This is a genomic window from Actinoplanes sp. NPDC049599 (assembly GCF_044465625.1).
Classification (GTDB): domain Bacteria; phylum Actinomycetota; class Actinomycetes; order Mycobacteriales; family Micromonosporaceae; genus Actinoplanes.
Genome location: NZ_JBITLX010000002.1, coordinates 536,317 through 552,362, shown reverse-complemented (window position 1 = coordinate 552,362; position 16,046 = coordinate 536,317). Strand labels below are relative to the sequence as shown.

Sequence of the window (16,046 nt, the reverse complement as noted above, 5' to 3'; positions counted from 1 at the left end):
GTCAGTCGACGACCGTGACGACCGTGCCGTGGTCGATGTTCTTGAGCAGGGTGCGTTGTGCCGCCCGCGGCATCCGGATGCAGCCGTTCGACGCGCTGCGCCCGAAGTCGTCCGCGCGGTGCCACCCGTGGATGCCCGTGTGTGCTCCCCGCAGCGACGCCGGCAAGAACCGCCTGCTCTCCGGCACCGAGTTCAGCGCAAGCGCGTCCAGCCCGCCGTAGATCGACCCGCTGGTCGGCGTGCGGCCGAGCACGAAGCTGCGGCCCAGCGGCGTCGGCGTCTCCGCCGTACCCGTGGCGACCGTCCAGGCCGCCCGGCGGACGCCGTCGCGGCGCCAGATCAGCTTGTGGCTCCGGCGCTGGACGATGAGGTGGTCGCGGAGCGGGCGGATCGACCAGCCACGCGGCGGCAGCCAGCCGATCCGGCGGTTGGCGGTGGGCAGCAGCACCGCGACCCAGCCGGCCCGCCGGTCGGTGATCGGCAGGACCAGCGTCATGCCGCTGATCTCGGGCCGGAGCCGGGCCCGGGGCCGGCCGCCGGGCGCGTCGTAGACGGCGATCGAGCGGGTGGGGTGCAGGCCCTGGGTCAGCGCCCGGAGCTCCAGCGGGGCCGGGTCGGCCGGGAAGCCCCGCGGCGCCGTCCAGTAGTCGAGCACCGGCAGGCCGGGCGGGGCGGGCGAGGCCGGCAGCGTCGGCTCCGGGGTCCGCGGTGCGACGCTGGGCGAGGGCGCCGCCGTGGCCCGCGGCGCGGCCACCGGGCGGTCGTCGGTGCGGCTGAGCAAGCCGGCCGCGGCGGCGACGCAGGCGGCCAGACCGAGCAACCCCGCTCTGGTACGGGTGAGGCGCAGGGTCCGGGACACAGGACCACGATATGCGGACAAACCACCCGGCGGCGCGTGTTGCCGGACTGTGTACCGGAACGATGGAATTCGGCGGCGACGCGTATCCCCGCCGCCGTGGGACGCCGCGCTGGTCGACGCCTTCACGTACGAGTCCATCATGCCGCCGCGGACGTACGCGCGACGTTCTGGCGTACCTATCTCGGGCACGCCGCCTGGCAGGCCGAGCCGAACGCCGCGCACAGCGCGCCGGCCGCGCTGGAGCGCGGCGGGATCGCCGTGCGGGTCCTCACCCAGAACGTCGACGGGCTGCACCAGCGGGCCGGGTCCAGCGCGCGCAAGGTGCTGGAGCTGCACGGATCCCTCCACGAGGTGGTCTGCACCGGCTGATGCTGGTGATCGGCAGCTCGCTGCGGGTCGAACCGGTCGCGTCGCTCTGCGCGGTGGCGGTCAAGGCCGGCCACCCGCTGGTGATGGTCAACCGGGACCCCACGCCGTACGACGACCTCGCCGCCGCGGTGATCCGCGAGCCGATCGGCGACGCGATGCCGCGCCTCTGCGCGGCCCTCGCCGCCTGAGCCGCTACCCGATCCGCCGGACGAAGGTGTCGCTCACCTCGTTGGTGTCGCCGGGCACCAGGTTCGTCGCGTACGAGACGAAGGCGACGTAGCGGCCGTTCGCGCTGAGCTGCGCGGAAGTTGCTCACGCTGTTGCCCTGCACGCCGGTGCCGGAGACGCTGACCCGCGCAGTGGTGCCGGCGCGCGACGATGGCCGGATGACTCTGCGGGACACGTACGACACGGTGGCGCGCGCCTATGCCGAGCAGCTCGCCGACGAGCTGGACCACAAGCCGCTGGACCGGGCGCTGCTGACGGCCCTCCTGGAGCTGGCCGGGCCCGGCCCGGTCGCCGATGTCGGCTGCGGCCCGGGGCACGTCACCCGTTTCCTGGCGGCCCGGCACCCCGGCGTGCTGGGCCTGGACCTGTCACCCGCCATGATCGCGATAGCCCGGGAACGCGCGCCCGGCCTGCCGCTGGCCGTCGCGTCGATGCTGGCCCTGCCGGTGGCCGACGGCGCCTGGGCCGGCGCGGTCGCGCTGTACTCGATCATCCACCTGAGCCCGGCGGAACGCACCATCGCCTTCCACGAGCTGGCCCGGGCGATCCGCCCCGGCGGCCGGCTGCTGGTGTCGTTCCATCTCGACGGCCCGGACCTGCCCACCGGCGGCACCACCCACCTGACCAGCTGGTTCGGCGCGGAGGTCGACGTCGACGTGCACTTCCTCGACGCGGCCGTGGTCGGCGCCGACCTGGCGGCGGCCGGCTTCCTTATCGAGTCCACGCTGCGCCGCGAACCGCTCGACCCGGCCGAGTTCCCCAGCCGCCGGGCCTACCTGCTGGCCCGCCGCGCCGGCTGACCAGTGATGAGTTGTCGCGCCCGCGCCCGTCTCACCTACGACGGGACCTGACACGACGGAAGGATGACGTGATGAGTGCGGACACGCGGCTGGGCGAGGTCAACGAGCCGGCGTTCTCGGGGCTGGCGGAGCGGCACCGGCGGGAGCTGCACGTGCACTGCTACCGGATGCTCGGGTCGTTCGAGGACGCCGAGGACACCGTGCAGGAGACGTTCCTGCGGGCCTGGCGGCGGCGGGAGACCTTCGAGGGGCGGTCGACGTTCCGGGCCTGGCTGTACCGGATCGCCACCAACGCCTGCCTGGACCTGCTCGCCAAGCGCCGCCCGGAGCCCGCGACCGGTGGCGAGGTGCGGTGGCTGCAGCCGTACCCGGACCGGCTCATCGACGAGCTGCCGGCGGGCGCCGCGGACGAGCCGGAGACCGTCGCCGTCGCGCGGGAGACGATCGAGCTGGCGTACGTGGTCGCGGTCCAGCACCTCGCGCCGCGCCCGCGGGCCGTGCTGATCCTGCGGGACGTGCTCGGCTGGCCGGCCAAGGACGTCGCGGAGCTGCTCGGGGACTCCGTCAACTCGGTGAACAGCGCGCTGCAGCGCGCCCGCGCCGGCATGCGGGAGCACCTGCCGGCCGAGCGGCAGGACTGGACCGGCGGCGAGGAGGACGCCGGGACGCGCGAGCTGGTGCGCCGCTTCACCGAGGCCAGCGTGGCCACGGACGTCACGCGGGTCGCCGCCATGCTGCGCGACGACGTCCGCTGCTCGATGCCGCCCACGCCGGGCCTGCACATCGGCCGCGACGCGGTGGTGAACGACTGGGTCGAGGACGGCTTCGCGGACCTGGGGCGACTGCGCGCCGTAGCCACCCGGGTGAACCGGCAGCCCGCCGTCGCCTTCTACCTCTGGCGCGAGGACGAGGGCGCGTACCTGCCGCTGACGATCGACGTCCTGCGCATCACCGGCGGGGCGATCACCGAGATCGTCATCTTCCACGCCGACCAGTTCCCGCGGCTCGGGCTGCCGGAGCGCCTGCCGGCGGACGGCACGGAGTAGTCCCGGTGCGGACGCTCATGCTGCGCGGCGGCGCGCGGGTCGAGGTGGTCGCGGAGCAGTGGCACCACGCGTTCGGCGTCGTCACCCGCGGTCGGGTGCAGCTGGAGCTGCGCGACGGCGAGCCCGGTCCGGTCCTCGGACGCGCCGCCGGGTTCTGGCTCCGCGGCACCGGCGTCCGCGCCCTGCGCAACCCCGGCCGTCGCACGGCGCGGGTGCACATCGTCACCCCACCCTCGGTTACCAACGATGGAGGAACGCCATGACCAGCAGGAACGACATCGGGGTCGGCGCACGCCCGGCCTCGGGCCGCACCAGCCCCACCCACCGGTTCCGCGGGCTCGCCGGCGTCGGCCTCGTCGCCACGCTCGCGGCGATGGTGGCCACCACCCTCGCCGCCGCGCTCGCCCGGGCCGCGGGCGTCGACTTCCAGATCCCCGACGGCGGCGAGACGATCCCGTTGTCCGGGTTCGCCGTGGTGACCGGCTTCTTCTCGGTCGTGGGCGTGATCCTCGCGGTCGCCCTTCTCCGGTGGAGCGCTCACCCCGCCAACCGGTTCGTGGCGACGGCAGTGTCGCTGACCGTGATCTCGTTGGTCCCGCCCCTGCTCTCCGGGGCGGACGCCGCCACCGTCACCGCCCTGCTCGGGCTGCACCTCGTCCCGGCGGCGGTGATGATCCCCGCCCTGGCGCGGAGCCTCCGCACCCGGACCGATTGACGATCCGGCAGGGCACCTCGTCGACGAGGACCGGCCGGCCTCGGGCCGCCGCGCCGGCCATTTGTCCGGCATCTTGCAGGCTGCATCGTCAATGGTGGGAAATTCGAGCCGAACGGACCTTTGTCGGTGGATCGAAAGGACGATGGCGCGCGTTTCATCAACGACGCGCAGTAGTGAAACGTACCGTTTGAAATACCCGGTGCGTCAATTCATCTGTCCTTTCCGTCAGCTATTCACCAGGAGTGGTCATGCTACGCATGCGCACCATCACCGCCGGAGCGGCGCTGCTGGCAGCTCTCGCCGTCCCGTCGCCGGCGCTCGCCCGGCCATCGGTCCCGCTGCCGCCCGACCAGATCATGATCATCGATGTGGTCAACGCGAACGGCTCCGGCTGCCCGCTGGGCACGACGGCCGTCGCGGTGTCACCGGACAACACGGCCTTCACCATCACCTACAGCGAGTACACCGCCATGGTCGGACCGGAGGCCGGTGCGCTCGACTTCCGCAAGAACTGTCAGCTCGCCCTCGACATCAAGGTGCCGTCCGGATTCACCTTCGCGATCGCCAGCGCCGACTACCGCGGATTCGCCAAACTCGCCGCCGGCGCCACCGCCCTGGAAGCGGCCAACTACTACTTCCAGGGCAATTCCCAGACAGTCCGGCTGAAGCACCATTTCCGCGGGCCGATGGACAGTGACTGGCAGAAGACCGACACGGTGGGAATCGCCTCGCTGAGCTTCCTGCCCTGCGGTGAACGGCGCTATCTGAATATCAACACAGAATTGCGGGTCAGCGGCGGCTGGTCCGACACGAGCACGAAGACCAGCATCATCTCGATGGACTCCACCGACGCCGCGATCAACACCATCTACCGGGTGGCCTGGAAGCGCTGCCGGTAAACGCTGCAATACGCGAGATGCCGGCGGAGCCCGCCGGCATCTCAGCCGGCCGGCATCTCCTCGGCCGCGTGCGTCGGGCCGGCAGCACCTTGACCGGCTGCACCTTGACCGGCTGTACCGGGCCGGCTGTATCGGGCCGGCCGCGCCGGGCGCTCGGCTCAGGCTGGTTGGAGCGCGGCCTGGACGTCCGTCCAGCCCCGCAGCACCTCGCGGACGTCCGCCCGGCTCTCCTCCCGGACCGCCTGCTCGTGGGCCCGGGCCAGCACGTCGTCGATCAGCACCGGCCGGCCCCGGGCCGCCGCGGAGTCCACCGCCGCCTCCACCATGGCCAGGCTCAGCACGTTGCCGTGCACCTCGCCCATCGGTGTCACCCCGCTGTCCAGCGCCTCCGCGAAGACCCGCAGGGCGCCGCCGATCCCGGAGTACCGGCCCTCCGACGCGTCGACGGGTGGCCCGGCCGGGTCGTGGTCGCCGTCCCAGCGGGCCGTCCCGTGTTCCGCGCTGACCCGCCACTCGCCGTTCCACGAGGTCTCCGCGCCGGGGCTGCACCAGCTGCCGTGGTAGACGTACCGGGCGCCGGTGGTCATCTCGAAGACCGCGGCGGCGCAGGCGTCGCCGGCGTACCAGCTCCAGGGCGGGTTCCAGGTCTGGCAGGTGACCGCCACCGGGTCGGCGTCCAGCAGGAACCGGGCGGCGTCGAACGCGTGGATCGCCATGTCCACCAGCAGCGGTTGCGCCATCTGCTCCCGGAAGCCCCCGAAGCGCGGCGCCCGGTGGAAGTCGGTGCTGACCGCGTGGGCCGGGCCGAGCGCCTCGGTCATCGCCCGCAGCGTGAACAGCTGCGGGTTCCACCGCCGGGACTGGCTGACCATGAACAGTTGCCCGCTCACGTCGGCCGCCGCCACCAGCGACAGCGCCCGGGCCAGGGTGTCCGCGACCGGCTTCTCGCCGAGCACCGGCAGCCCGGCGAACAGGGCGGCGGTGGTGACGGCGTGGTGGGCCGCCGGGACGGTCACGTCGATCACGGCGTCCGCCCCGGTCGTGGCCGCGAGCGCGGTGACGTCGGTGCCGACCGGCAGCCCGGGCGCCGCCCGGCGGGCCGCCGCCAGGTCGAGGTCGACCACGCCGGCCAGCTGGACGCCCGGGTCGTCACGGACGGCTTCCAGCCAGGCCTGGCCCATCGCGCCGGCGCCGACCAGCAGCACCCGGATCATGCCGTCGGGCCGTGGTACGCGCGCCCCGCGAAGAACTCCCCGGTGTCGTACCGGAGCAGCTCGGGCAGCACCCGCTCCGGCCGGTCGCTGCGGGCCCAGCGCACCCCGTTGGCGATGACCCGGCGGATGTCCGGGTGGTGGTAGACCGGATAGTCCTGGTCGCCGGGCTTGAAGTAGAAGATCCGGCCGTGCCCGCGCCGCCAGGTGCAGCCGCTGCGGAACACCTCGCCGCCGCTGAACGAGCTGATGAAGATCAGTTCGTCCGGGGGCGGCACGTCGAAGTGCTCGCCGTACATCTCGTCCTCGGGCAGGACGATCGGGTGCGGCACGCCCTGCGCGATCGGGTGCGTCGGGTCGACCGTCCAGATCAGCTCGCGGTCGTGTGCGTTGCGCCAGCGCAGCGTGCAGGTGGTGCCCATCAGCCGGGTGAAGATCTTCGACCAGTGCCCGGAGTGCAGCACGACCAGCCCCATCCCGGACAGCACGTGCCGGTGCACCCGCTCGACCACCGCGTCGGCCACCTCGCCGTGCGCGGCGTGCCCCCACCAGGTCAGTACGTCGGTCGTGGCCAGCACGCCCTCGGTCAGCCCGTGCTCCGGCTCGTCCAGGGTGGCGGTCCGGACCGTCGCGTCCGCACCGAGGTGCTCCCGGATGCCGGCCGCGATGGTCTCGTGCATCCCGTCCGGGTACAGCCCGGCGACGTGCGCCTCGGTCTGCTCGTGGCGGTTCTCGCCCCATACGGTCACGCGGATCGGGTCCATGCTGCGTCCCTTCGGATAGCTCCGCCGATACGTATCGACGGTCGGCGGGCGGTGCCGGCGCGCCAGGGAGCGCGTCAGCCGGGGCGGGTGGTCCGGCGCCGGGTGAGCCGGGGAGCGACCAGGTCGACCTGGTCGGCCACCTCGGCCCGGTCCCGGTCGAGCAGCCGGAAGAGCGTGCGCATCGCCCGCCGGGAGACGTCGCGCGGCTCCAGCGAGACGTTGGTGACCGGCGGAGTCATGCCCTCGGCCAGTACGTCCGGGCAGAGCCCGACGACGGAGAGGTCCCGGCCGGGCAGCCAGCCGCGGGCGACCAGCGCGTGCAGCACGGGCTGCACCGCCTCAGCGTCATGCACCACCAGCCCGAGTCGCCCACCAGAACCCGGACCGCCGCCGCCCGCCAGCGCCCGGTCCAGGGCGGCAGCGAGCCCGCCCGCCCCCCGCTCCGGCCGCTCGGCGACCGTGCAGGCCACGCCGTGCGCTGCCGCCGCCGCGAGGGCCGCGCGGCGGAACCGGCCCACGAAGTTCACCTCGCGGGCCACCGTTTCCCTCGGGTGGCCGATCAGCACGATCCGGTCGTGCCCGGTTGCCGCCAGGTGGTCCACCGCGAGTCGGCCGGCCTGCTCGAAGTCGAGGTCCACGCAGGGCAGGCCGAGCGGATCGGCCGGCAGCCCGATCAGGATCACCGGGACCGGCAGCGCGGCCGCGACCGGGATGCGGGCGTCGTGTTCCTCGATGTCCATCAGCACGATGGCGTCGCACAGCGAGCGGGACGCCAGCCGGGTCAGCCCGGCCGAGCCCTCGTCCCGGGTCACCAGCAGGACGTCGTAGTCCTGCTCGCGGGCGCAGGTCGTGATGGTCTCGATGAACGGCAGCAGCCCGGCGGTGTCGGTGCCCGCCCCGAACGGCACCATCAGGCCGATGACCTGGGTGCGCTGGCTCTTCAGCGCGCGGGCGCCGGCGTTGGGCTGGAAGGCGAGCTCGGCGATCGCGGACTCCACCCGGCGGCGGGTCTCGGCGGAGATCGACCGGCGGCCGCTCAGCACGTACGAGACCGTGCTCTGGGAGACGCCCGCCAGGCGGGCCACGTCCCGGCTGGTGACCACGCACGCCGCCGATCGTCGATACGTATCGAATGCCTACCGCGAGCCTAACCACGGTCCCGCCCCGGGTTCAAGAGGTCGTCGCGACGCTCAGGTCGTTGGGTATCGGGGTCGTCGCTCACGGTCACCGTCGCGGATGTGGCAGTGATCCGACTCGCCCGCGGGTCCCCGCGACGGCCGCCGGGGCGACAGGACGGATTACCGTGCAGCGACCGGGTCCATCCGGACCGGATGTGAACGGAAGGGAAGTGCGCTCATGAAGGTGTGCGTCGTCGGAACCGGCTACGTGGGTCTCACCACCGGCGTCAGCCTGGCGTTTCTCGGCCACGACGTCACCTGCGTGGACCTCGACCAGGCCAAGGTCGACCTGCTCAGCGGGGGCCGTTCGCCGATCTACGAGCCGCACATGGACGCCCTGCTGGCCGACTCGGCGGAGCGGATGACCTTCACCACCGACTACAGCGTGGCGGTGCCCGGCGCGGACGTGGTGTTCATCGCCGTGCAGACCCCGTCGCTGCCGGACGGCAACCCGGACCTGAAGTACCTGCGCTCGGCCGCGGAGAGCGTCGGGCAGCACATCACCGGCGAGTTCACCGTCGTGATCAACAAGTCGACGGTGCCGATCGGCAGCAGCAACTGGGTCGACTCGATCCTGCGCGAGTCCTTCGAGCGCACCCACGAGCGGCGCACCGACGGCGAGTTCTCGGTCGCCTCGAACCCGGAGTTCCTGCGCCAGGGCGCGGCGATCCAGGACACCCTCTACCCGGACCGGATCGTGGTGGGCTCGGACAACCCGCGCAGCCTGGACGTGCTGAACCGGCTCTACCGGACCATCCTCAACCAGACGTTCACGCCGCCGACCTACCTGCCGCGCCCGGCGGAGCTCGGCGCCGTGCCGATGGTCTCGACCGACCTGGCCTCGGCCGAGCTGATCAAGTACGCCGCCAACGCGTTCCTGGCTCTCAAGATCAGTTTTGCGAACGAGATCGGCCAGCTCGCCGGCCGGGTCGGCGCGGACATCTCCCAGGTGACCCGGGGCATCGGCCTGGACACCCGGATCGGGTCGCGCTTCCTGCAGCCGGGCATCGGCTGGGGCGGCTCCTGCTTCGGCAAGGACACCGCGGCGCTGATCGCCACCGGCGCCGAGTATCACCACGCGATGCCGATCGTCACCGCGGCCCGCGAGGTCAACCAGCTGCAGCGCCGGCTGGTGGTGGACCGGCTGCTGAGCGAGCTGCGCATCCTGAAGGGCCGCAAGATCGGTCTGCTCGGGCTGGCGTTCAAGCCGAACACCGACGACATGCGCGACGCGCCGGCGCTGGACATCGCCCGGATGCTGATCGACCGCGGCGCCCGGATCCGGCTGCACGACCCGGTCGCCGCCGAGCGCTTCCGCCGCGAGCAGCCGGAGCTGGTGCCCTACCTCGCCGACACCGTCGAGGAGGTCTTCGACGACAGCGACGCGGTCGTGCTGGTCACCGAGTGGTCGGAGTACCTCGACCTGGACTGGGCGAAGTTCGCGGCCCTGATGCGCACCCCGGTGCTGCTGGACGGCCGGCACTGCCTGGACCCGGAACGCCTGACCAAGCTCGGCTACCGCTACCTGTCGGCCACCGGCCACTGACCCGCGGCCGGTCAGGGCAGGGCGGCCCGCCAGGCCTCGACCAGGCCGGCCTCCACCGGTACGTCCCACCGGCCGCCCGGGCGCACCGCGCTGCCGGTGTGAAAGGCATCCACCCCGGCCGACGCCACGTGCCGCTGCCGCAGCCCGCCTCCGGCCAGCACCCGGGGCGCCGAACCAGCCTCGGCGGTCAGCGTCGCGAGTCCTTCCTCGACGGTCGCCGGGCCGCCCGCGGTGAGCACGCAGTCCAGCCCGGGCAGCCCGGCCAGCGCCCGGCGGGCGGCCGTCCGGTCCGCGGCGTGGTCCAGCGCGCGGTGGAACGTCCACCGGCAGCCCTCGAGCGCGCCGAGCAGGGTCTTGACCGCCACCAGGTCCACCGCGCCGCGGGCGTCGAGGAAGCCCAGCACGAACTCGTCGGCGCCGGCCGCGCGCAGGTCCGCCGCCGCGTCCAGCAACGCGCCGGGGTCGCTCAGCGCGTACCCGTCCTCGGCCCGCAGCATCACCCGGACCGGCAGGTCGACCGCCGCCCGGACCGCCGCGAAGGTCGCGACCGCGGGGGTGAGCCCCTGCTGCCGCATGTCGGCGACCAGCTCGATCCGGTCGGCGCCGCCGGCGCGCGCGGCCCGCGCGTCCGCGGCGTCCAGCGCGATCACTTCCAAGATCGATTTCGGCACCGCGGCATCGTCGCACATCAGTCTGAACGGCTCTGCCGGACCGGCTCCACCATAGACGTTCTTCCCTGGAAGCCTTGACGGGATCTGAGCAATCTTGTTGAACTGTGTTTGCTCCTGGGTGGTAACACCGGCGCTCTCCGTGATGTCTCGCGCGGCCGAGTGCTGATGGCCGCTGCCCGCCCTCTTTCCCACCGAGAGGACCAAACGCATGAGCACATCCCGGACCGGCCGCCGGCTCACCGCCGTCGGCGCCGCCGCCCTCCTCGCGATAGGCACGCCCGGCGCCGCCCCGGCAGCCCCTTCCCCGGCCGTCCCCGCCCCGGCCGTCGCCGCCCGCATCCCGGCCGTCGCCGCGGTCGCCGCCCCGGCCGGCCCGGTCTGGCGCAAGGGCATCCCGCCGATCGCCACCCCGTGGACCGCCGAGGTCGGCCCGCGCAACGCCCTGCCCGAGTACCCCCGGCCGCAGCTGGTCCGCAGCCGCTGGCAGAACCTCAACGGCGTCTGGGAGTTCGGCAAGGCGGCCGTCGGGCAGGCCCCGCCGGTCGGCCAGGAGCTCACCGAGCGGGTGCTGGTGCCGTACCCGATCGAGTCGGCGCTGTCCGGCATCCAGCGCCACGAGGACCGGATGTTCTACCGCCGCGCCTTCACCGTGCCCACCGGCTGGCAGGTCGGCCGGGGGCAGCGGCTGGTGCTGCACTTCGGCGCGGTCGACTACGACGCCAAGGTCTGGGTCAACGGCACCCAGGTGGCCACCCACCGCGGCGGCTACGACAAGTTCGACGTCGACGTCACCGACGCGCTGACGGGCACCGGGCCGCAGGAGCTGATCGTCTGGGCCGAGGACCTCACCGACGCCACCGGCCAGCCGATCGGCAAGCAGCGCCGGGTCTCCGACCGGGGCATCTTCTACCAGGGCAGCTCGGGCATCTGGCGCACGGTGTGGATGGAGCCGGTGGCCGACTCCAGCATCTCCGGGCTGGTGACCACCCCGGACCTGGCGGCCTCGGCGCTGCGGCTCACCGCCGAGACGGTACGCGGTGAGGGCCTGACCGTGCAGGCCGTGGCGAAGGCGGGCGGCAAGGTGGTCGGCAAGGTCACCGGCGCCGCGGGTACGGAGCTCCTGGTCCCCGTGCCCAAGGCCAAGCTCTGGTCACCCGACAACCCCTACCTGTACGACCTCGAGGTCACGCTGCTGAACGGCCGCACCACCGTGGACACCGTCAAGTCGTACTTCGGCATGCGCGAGATCGGCACGAAGCCGGGCGCCGACGGCAAGCTGCGGATCACGCTGAACGGCAAGATCCTGTTCCACATGGCCACCCTGGACCAGGGCTTCTGGCCGGACGGGCTGAACACCGCGCCCACCGACGCCGGCCTGAAGTTCGACCTCCAGCAGCACAAGGACATGGGCTTCAACGCGGTCCGCAAGCACATCAAGGTCGAGCCCGACCGCTGGTTCTTCTGGGCCGACCGGCTGGGCCTGCTGGTCTGGCAGGACATGCCGGCGGCCAACACCGGCCCGATCCCGGCGGAGTGGCGCGCCCAGTTCGAGGCCGAGCTGCACGAGCTGGTCCGCGAGCACCGCAGCTGGACCTCGGTGGTCGCGTGGGTGCCGTTCAACGAGGGCTGGGGCGAGTGGGACCGCGCGGCCACCGGCCGGATCGCCGACGACGTCAAGAAGCAGGACCCGAGCCGGCTGGTCAACGCGCACAGCGGGGTGAACTGCTGCAACTCCAAGGGCGACTCCGGCCGGGGCGACGTCATCGACTTCCACCAGTACCTCGGCCCGGCCTCGCCGGCGCCGGACGGGACCCGGGTGTCGATCGACGGCGAGCACGGCGGCTTCGGCCTGAAGACCTCCAACCACATGTGGTTCGGCGACGGCCAGGCGTACGAGATGGAGCCGGACTCCGCCACGCTGACCCGCAAGTACGTGGAGAACCAGCGGGCGGTGCTCACCTCGGCGCAGGCGTGCGGGATCAGCGCGGCGATCTACACCCAGATCACCGACGTCGAGGGCGAGCTCAACGGCTTCTGGACCTACGACCGGCAGGTCGCCAAGATGGACCTCCGGCAGGTCCGGGCGATCAACCGGGAGATCATCGCCAAGGCCGACGGCACCGCGGGCGACCTGCCGCAGCCCGGCCCCGGCACGCCCGGCCTGACCGGCATCGCGTTCTACCCGCTGGACGGCACGGCCGAGGACGCGGCGGGCGACCACGACGCCACCCTGGTCGGCGGGCCCGGCTACGTCGACGCCAGGAACGGCCAGGGCGTCGAGCTGAACGGCTCCACGCAGTTCCTCGACACCGGCGCCCCGGTGCTGAACACCGCCTCGGACTACACCGCCTCGGCGTGGGTGAAGCTGGACAAGGCAGACGGCGCGTTCCAGACGATAGTCAGCCAGGACGGCCCGACCGTCAGCGACTTCTTCCTCCAGTACTCCGGCGCCGACCAGCGCTTCGCGATGAGCTTCGCGGGCGTCCGGGCGCTCGGCCCGGTCAAGCCGGAGGTGGGCCGCTGGTACCACCTGACCGGGGTCCGCGACAGCGTCCGCGGTGAGCTGCGGCTCTACGTCGACGGCGAACCGGCCGGCCGGACCGGCGCCTGCCTGCCGCAGGCGGCGCCGACCGGCAACACCGTGATCGGCCGCGGCAAGTTCGGCGGCAACCCGGTCGACTACCTCGACGGTACGGTCGACCAGGTCCACCTCTTCGACCGGGCACTGTCCGACACGGAGATCAAGGACCTGTACGCCTCGGGCAGGTAGCGCGACACGCGGCGGGCTCCCACCGGGGCCCGCCGCGTTCCTACCGGGTCCAGCGGTCGGCGGGCAGGCAGTCCGGCCCGGGGTCGCCGTAGACGACCCGGCCGGCCGGGTCGGCGTAGCACCGCGGGAAGTCCTCGCCGGCCGCGAACAGCCGGCGCCGGTCGATCTCGCGCCCCGCGGCGTCGTAGCTGACCAGCTCGGCGTCCCGGCGCACGTCGTCGGTGCGGCTGACCAGCCCGAAGGCGCCGTCCCGGAGCCGCGCCGTCGTCTTCCGGCCGGTGCCGTGCTCGAGCACCAGCCGGTCCACCCGGGCGCTGACCCGGCCGAGCACCGCCACCTGCCCGCCGGACGCCTCCGACGAGCTCAGGCTCAGGCGCTGGACCGGGCCCGGCAGCCACTCCCGGGACTCCCAGGCGCCGCTGGAGGAGCCGCCGGACACCTCCGCGCCGTCCTCGGCGGTCACTCCGCAGCCGTAGTAGCCGGCCCCGGTCAGGAACAGCACGGCGGTCTCGTTCCCGCGCCGGGCGGCGACCGCCACGTCGGCGGCCGTGATCGGGATCTGGTCCGGCGCCGTGCCCGCCGGGTACGAGGCGTGGTTCCACTGCACACACTGCCGGACGGCCTTGCGCAGTCCCTGGTCCAGCTCGCCCGGGCCCAGCGCGACGACCTGGGTGCGGTCCTCCTGGCGTACCTCCAGGGTCACGCCGGCCCCCACGACCAGGGTGACGGCCGCCGCGGCCGCGACCAGCAGCCGGCGCCGGGCCGATCGCGGTGCGGGCGCGGCGACCGCGGCGAGCAGCTCGGCGCGCATCCGCGCGGCCCGGGCCGGCGGCAGCTCCCGCTCGGCGGGGGTCTCGATCAGGTCGTTCATCGGTGGTCCTCCTTGTCGGTGGGGCCGAGCAGGGTGGCCAGCCGGGTCCGGGCGCGGCTCACCCGCGAGCGGACGGCGACCTCGGTGACTCCCAGCACAGCGGCGGCGTCGGGATAGGAGACGCCTGACCACAGGCAGAGCGCGACGGCCTCGCGCTCGGCGCGCGGCAGCTTCCGCACGGCGGCCAGCACCCGGCCCATCGCACGCTCGGCGTCCAGCCGCCCGGCCGCGTCGTCGGCCGGGTCCGGCACGTGCTCGCGGGGCATCCGGCCGAGCAGGGCCCGGCGGCGGCGCGCCGAGCGTCCCTCGGTGAGCGCCAGGTTGCCGGCCACCACGAGCAGCCAGGGGCGCGCCGTACCGTGGGTGAGCTGGACCTCTCCGCGCCTGCGCCAGGCCACCAGGAAGGTCGTCTGGGTGAGGTCCTCGGCCACGCTCCACGAGCCGCAGAGCCGGAAGGCATGGTTGTAGACGGCCCGCGAGTGCCGGTCGAAGAGGGTGCCGAAGGCGGCCTGCTCCCCGGCGGCCACCGCGGCCCACAGGTCCTGGTCGGTCGGCTCGGTCTGCGTCATCACACCCTGCTGTGTCCGCCCGGGCGGCATCTGTTGCAGCGGGTCCGCCCCGGACTGATGATGATCCTCGATGGGTCATCCCCGGGTCAGGAGGCGCCAGATGCTGTCCGCGCTCGACCGTCGTCATACCGAGGCACCGCCCGGCTTCAGCCGCTGGCTGATCCCCCCGGCCGCGCTCTCCGTGCACCTGTGCATCGGCCAGGTGTACGCGACCAGCGTCTACAAGAACTCCTTCGTCGCCCATTTCGACGCCGGCGCCACCTCGGTGGGCATCATCTTCAGCATCGCCATCGTGATGCTCGGGCTGTCCGCGGCGGTCGCCGGCACCTGGGTCGAGGCGAACGGGCCGCGCAAGGCCATGTTCGTCTCGGCCTGCTTCTGGGCGGCCGGCTTCCTGATCGGCGCGCTGGGCATCGGCACGAGACAGCTGTGGCTGGTCTATCTCGGCTACGGCTTCCTCGGCGGCATCGGCCTGGGCATCGGCTACATCTCGCCGGTCTCGACGCTGATCAAGTGGTTCCCGGACCGGCCCGGCCTGGCCACCGGCCTGGCGATCATGGGCTTCGGCGGCGGCGCGCTGATCGCCAGCCCGCTGTCGCGGCAGCTGCTGTCGTTCTACGACGCGGGCTACGACCCCGACGTGGCCACCTCGGTGGCCGGCGGCGGGGCGCTCGTGGCGCTGTTCCTGACGCTGGGCATCGGCTACTTCGTGGTGATGATGTTCGGGGTCGCGAACATCCGGGTGCCGGCCGAGGGCTGGCGGCCGGACGGCTGGGATCCCGCCTCGGTCCAGAAGAAGCCGTTGGTCACCACCGCCAGCGTCTCCGCGGCCAACGCGATCCGCACCCGGTCCTTCTGGCTGCTGTGGATCGTGCTGTTCTGCAACGTGACCGCGGGCATCGGCATCCTCGAGCAGGCCAGCCCGATGATCCAGGACTTCTTCCGGGACGCCGGCAGCAGGTCCGCCGTCGCGGTGGCCGCGGCGGCCGGTTTTGTCGGGGTGCTCTCGCTGTTCAACATGGCCGGCCGGTTCGTCTGGTCGTCGACCTCGGACCTGATCGGGCGCAAGCGCATCTATCTGGTCTATCTCGGCGTCGGGATGATCCTGTACGCGCTGCTGGCCTCCGTCGGTCACCTGGCCGTGGGGCTGTTCGTGCTGCTGGCCGGCGTGATCCTGTCGTTCTACGGCGGCGGGTTCGCCACGGTGCCGGCGTACCTGCGGGACCTGTTCGGCACGTACCAGGTGGGCGCGATCCACGGCCGGCTGCTGACCGCCTGGTCGGCCGCCGGGGTGGCCGGTCCGCTGATCGTCAACGGCTTCCTGGACGCCCAGGGCAAGCCGGGCACGCTCACCGCGTCGGCGTACCGGCCGGCGCTGTTCACCATGGTCGGGGTGCTGGCCGTCGGCTTCGTGGCGAACCTGCTCATCCGAGCGGTGCCGGACCGCTTCCACGAGCCCGAACCCGAGCCGGAGAAGGAGGCAGTGGCATGAAGACGTCCCCGGTACGGCTGATCCTGTCCTGGGCGCTCGTCGTGGTCTTCCTCGGCTA

At 73.0% G+C, this 16,046-nt stretch carries 17 protein-coding genes; 10 read left to right on the top strand and 7 right to left on the bottom strand.

The genetic code is table 11. The annotated features are described in order from the left end of the window. Position 1 precedes the first annotated feature (1 nt). Positions 2-859, bottom strand: coding sequence for a L,D-transpeptidase family protein (locus ACIBQZ_RS05760; RefSeq protein WP_396087280.1), 858 nt, complete (start codon positions 857-859; stop codon positions 2-4). Between the two features lie 96 nt (positions 860-955). Between ACIBQZ_RS05760 and ACIBQZ_RS05755 the strand changes: the two genes are divergently transcribed. From ACIBQZ_RS05755 to ACIBQZ_RS05725, 7 genes are all read left to right on the top strand, one after another. Further along, complete coding sequence (locus ACIBQZ_RS05755) at positions 956-1,228, top strand: Sir2 family NAD-dependent protein deacetylase (RefSeq protein WP_396087279.1); 273 nt, start codon at positions 956-958, stop codon at positions 1,226-1,228. Next, entirely contained in the window at positions 1,228-1,416 is a 189-nt protein-coding gene (locus ACIBQZ_RS05750; protein WP_396087278.1) for a hypothetical protein, read from the top strand. The genes ACIBQZ_RS05755 and ACIBQZ_RS05750 overlap by 1 nt, the downstream gene beginning before the upstream one ends. Positions 1,417-1,614: 198 nt before the next feature. Beyond that, positions 1,615-2,256 carry a class I SAM-dependent methyltransferase gene (locus tag ACIBQZ_RS05745; RefSeq protein ID WP_396087277.1) on the top strand — a complete coding sequence of 214 codons (642 nt, stop codon included), beginning with the start codon at positions 1,615-1,617 and terminating at the stop codon, positions 2,254-2,256. Between the two features lie 71 nt (positions 2,257-2,327). Continuing rightward, positions 2,328-3,302, top strand: coding sequence for an RNA polymerase subunit sigma-70 (locus ACIBQZ_RS05740; RefSeq protein ID WP_396087276.1), 975 nt, complete (start codon positions 2,328-2,330; stop codon positions 3,300-3,302). 5 nt (positions 3,303-3,307) lie between these two features. Continuing rightward, entirely contained in the window at positions 3,308-3,565 is a 258-nt protein-coding gene (locus ACIBQZ_RS05735) for a hypothetical protein (protein WP_396087275.1), read from the top strand. Continuing rightward, the gene (locus tag ACIBQZ_RS05730; RefSeq protein ID WP_396087274.1) at positions 3,562-4,017 is read left to right on the top strand and encodes a DUF6069 family protein; all 456 of its coding nucleotides are present in this window, start codon (positions 3,562-3,564) and stop codon (positions 4,015-4,017) included. Before ACIBQZ_RS05735 ends, ACIBQZ_RS05730 begins: the two co-directional genes overlap by 4 nt. Positions 4,018-4,274: 257 nt before the next feature. Then, positions 4,275-4,916 (top strand): DUF4360 domain-containing protein, encoded by a 642-nt coding sequence (locus ACIBQZ_RS05725; protein WP_396087369.1) that lies wholly within the window; start codon positions 4,275-4,277, stop codon positions 4,914-4,916. 158 nt (positions 4,917-5,074) lie between these two features. Here the strand turns inward: ACIBQZ_RS05725 and ACIBQZ_RS05720 are convergent, their stop codons facing one another. The 3 genes from ACIBQZ_RS05720 to ACIBQZ_RS05710 all read right to left on the bottom strand — a co-directional run bounded on the left by ACIBQZ_RS05720 (position 5,075) and on the right by ACIBQZ_RS05710 (position 7,994). Then, positions 5,075-6,130 carry a Gfo/Idh/MocA family protein gene (locus tag ACIBQZ_RS05720; RefSeq protein WP_396087273.1) on the bottom strand — a complete coding sequence of 352 codons (1,056 nt, stop codon included), beginning with the start codon at positions 6,128-6,130 and terminating at the stop codon, positions 5,075-5,077. Then, entirely contained in the window at positions 6,127-6,891 is a 765-nt protein-coding gene (locus tag ACIBQZ_RS05715; protein ID WP_396087272.1) for a ThuA domain-containing protein, read from the bottom strand. Before ACIBQZ_RS05715 ends, ACIBQZ_RS05720 begins: the two co-directional genes overlap by 4 nt. A gap of 74 nt (positions 6,892-6,965) precedes the next feature. Next, positions 6,966-7,994, bottom strand: a complete 1,029-nt coding sequence (locus ACIBQZ_RS05710) for a LacI family DNA-binding transcriptional regulator (protein WP_396087271.1) — start codon at positions 7,992-7,994, stop codon at positions 6,966-6,968. Between the two features lie 253 nt (positions 7,995-8,247). Here ACIBQZ_RS05710 and ACIBQZ_RS05705 point away from each other — a divergent pair, with 253 nt between their 5' ends. Next, entirely contained in the window at positions 8,248-9,615 is a 1,368-nt protein-coding gene (locus ACIBQZ_RS05705; RefSeq protein ID WP_396087270.1) for a UDP-glucose dehydrogenase family protein, read from the top strand. Between the two features lie 11 nt (positions 9,616-9,626). Here ACIBQZ_RS05705 and ACIBQZ_RS05700 read toward each other — a convergent pair whose 3' ends face one another. Then, a complete protein-coding gene (locus ACIBQZ_RS05700) occupies positions 9,627-10,286 on the bottom strand; it encodes a copper homeostasis protein CutC (RefSeq protein ID WP_396087269.1) in 660 nt (219 codons plus the stop codon). Between the two features lie 208 nt (positions 10,287-10,494). Between ACIBQZ_RS05700 and ACIBQZ_RS05695 the strand changes: the two genes are divergently transcribed. Then, on the top strand, positions 10,495-13,056 hold the full coding sequence (locus ACIBQZ_RS05695) for a LamG-like jellyroll fold domain-containing protein (protein WP_396087268.1): 2,562 nt from the start codon (positions 10,495-10,497) through the stop codon (positions 13,054-13,056). Between the two features lie 40 nt (positions 13,057-13,096). On the opposite strand, the gene ACIBQZ_RS05690 is transcribed toward ACIBQZ_RS05695, so the two are convergent. Together ACIBQZ_RS05690 and ACIBQZ_RS05685 are read right to left on the bottom strand one after the other, a co-directional pair. Next, entirely contained in the window at positions 13,097-13,927 is an 831-nt protein-coding gene (locus ACIBQZ_RS05690) for a hypothetical protein (protein WP_396087267.1), read from the bottom strand. Beyond that, positions 13,924-14,496 carry an RNA polymerase sigma factor gene (locus tag ACIBQZ_RS05685; RefSeq protein ID WP_396087266.1) on the bottom strand — a complete coding sequence of 191 codons (573 nt, stop codon included), beginning with the start codon at positions 14,494-14,496 and terminating at the stop codon, positions 13,924-13,926. The genes ACIBQZ_RS05690 and ACIBQZ_RS05685 overlap by 4 nt, the downstream gene beginning before the upstream one ends. A 100-nt stretch (positions 14,497-14,596) precedes the next feature. On the opposite strand from ACIBQZ_RS05685, the gene ACIBQZ_RS05680 reads away from it, so the two are divergent. Further along, complete coding sequence (locus ACIBQZ_RS05680) at positions 14,597-15,988, top strand: OFA family MFS transporter (RefSeq protein ID WP_396087265.1); 1,392 nt, start codon at positions 14,597-14,599, stop codon at positions 15,986-15,988. Positions 15,989-16,046 lie beyond the last annotated feature (58 nt).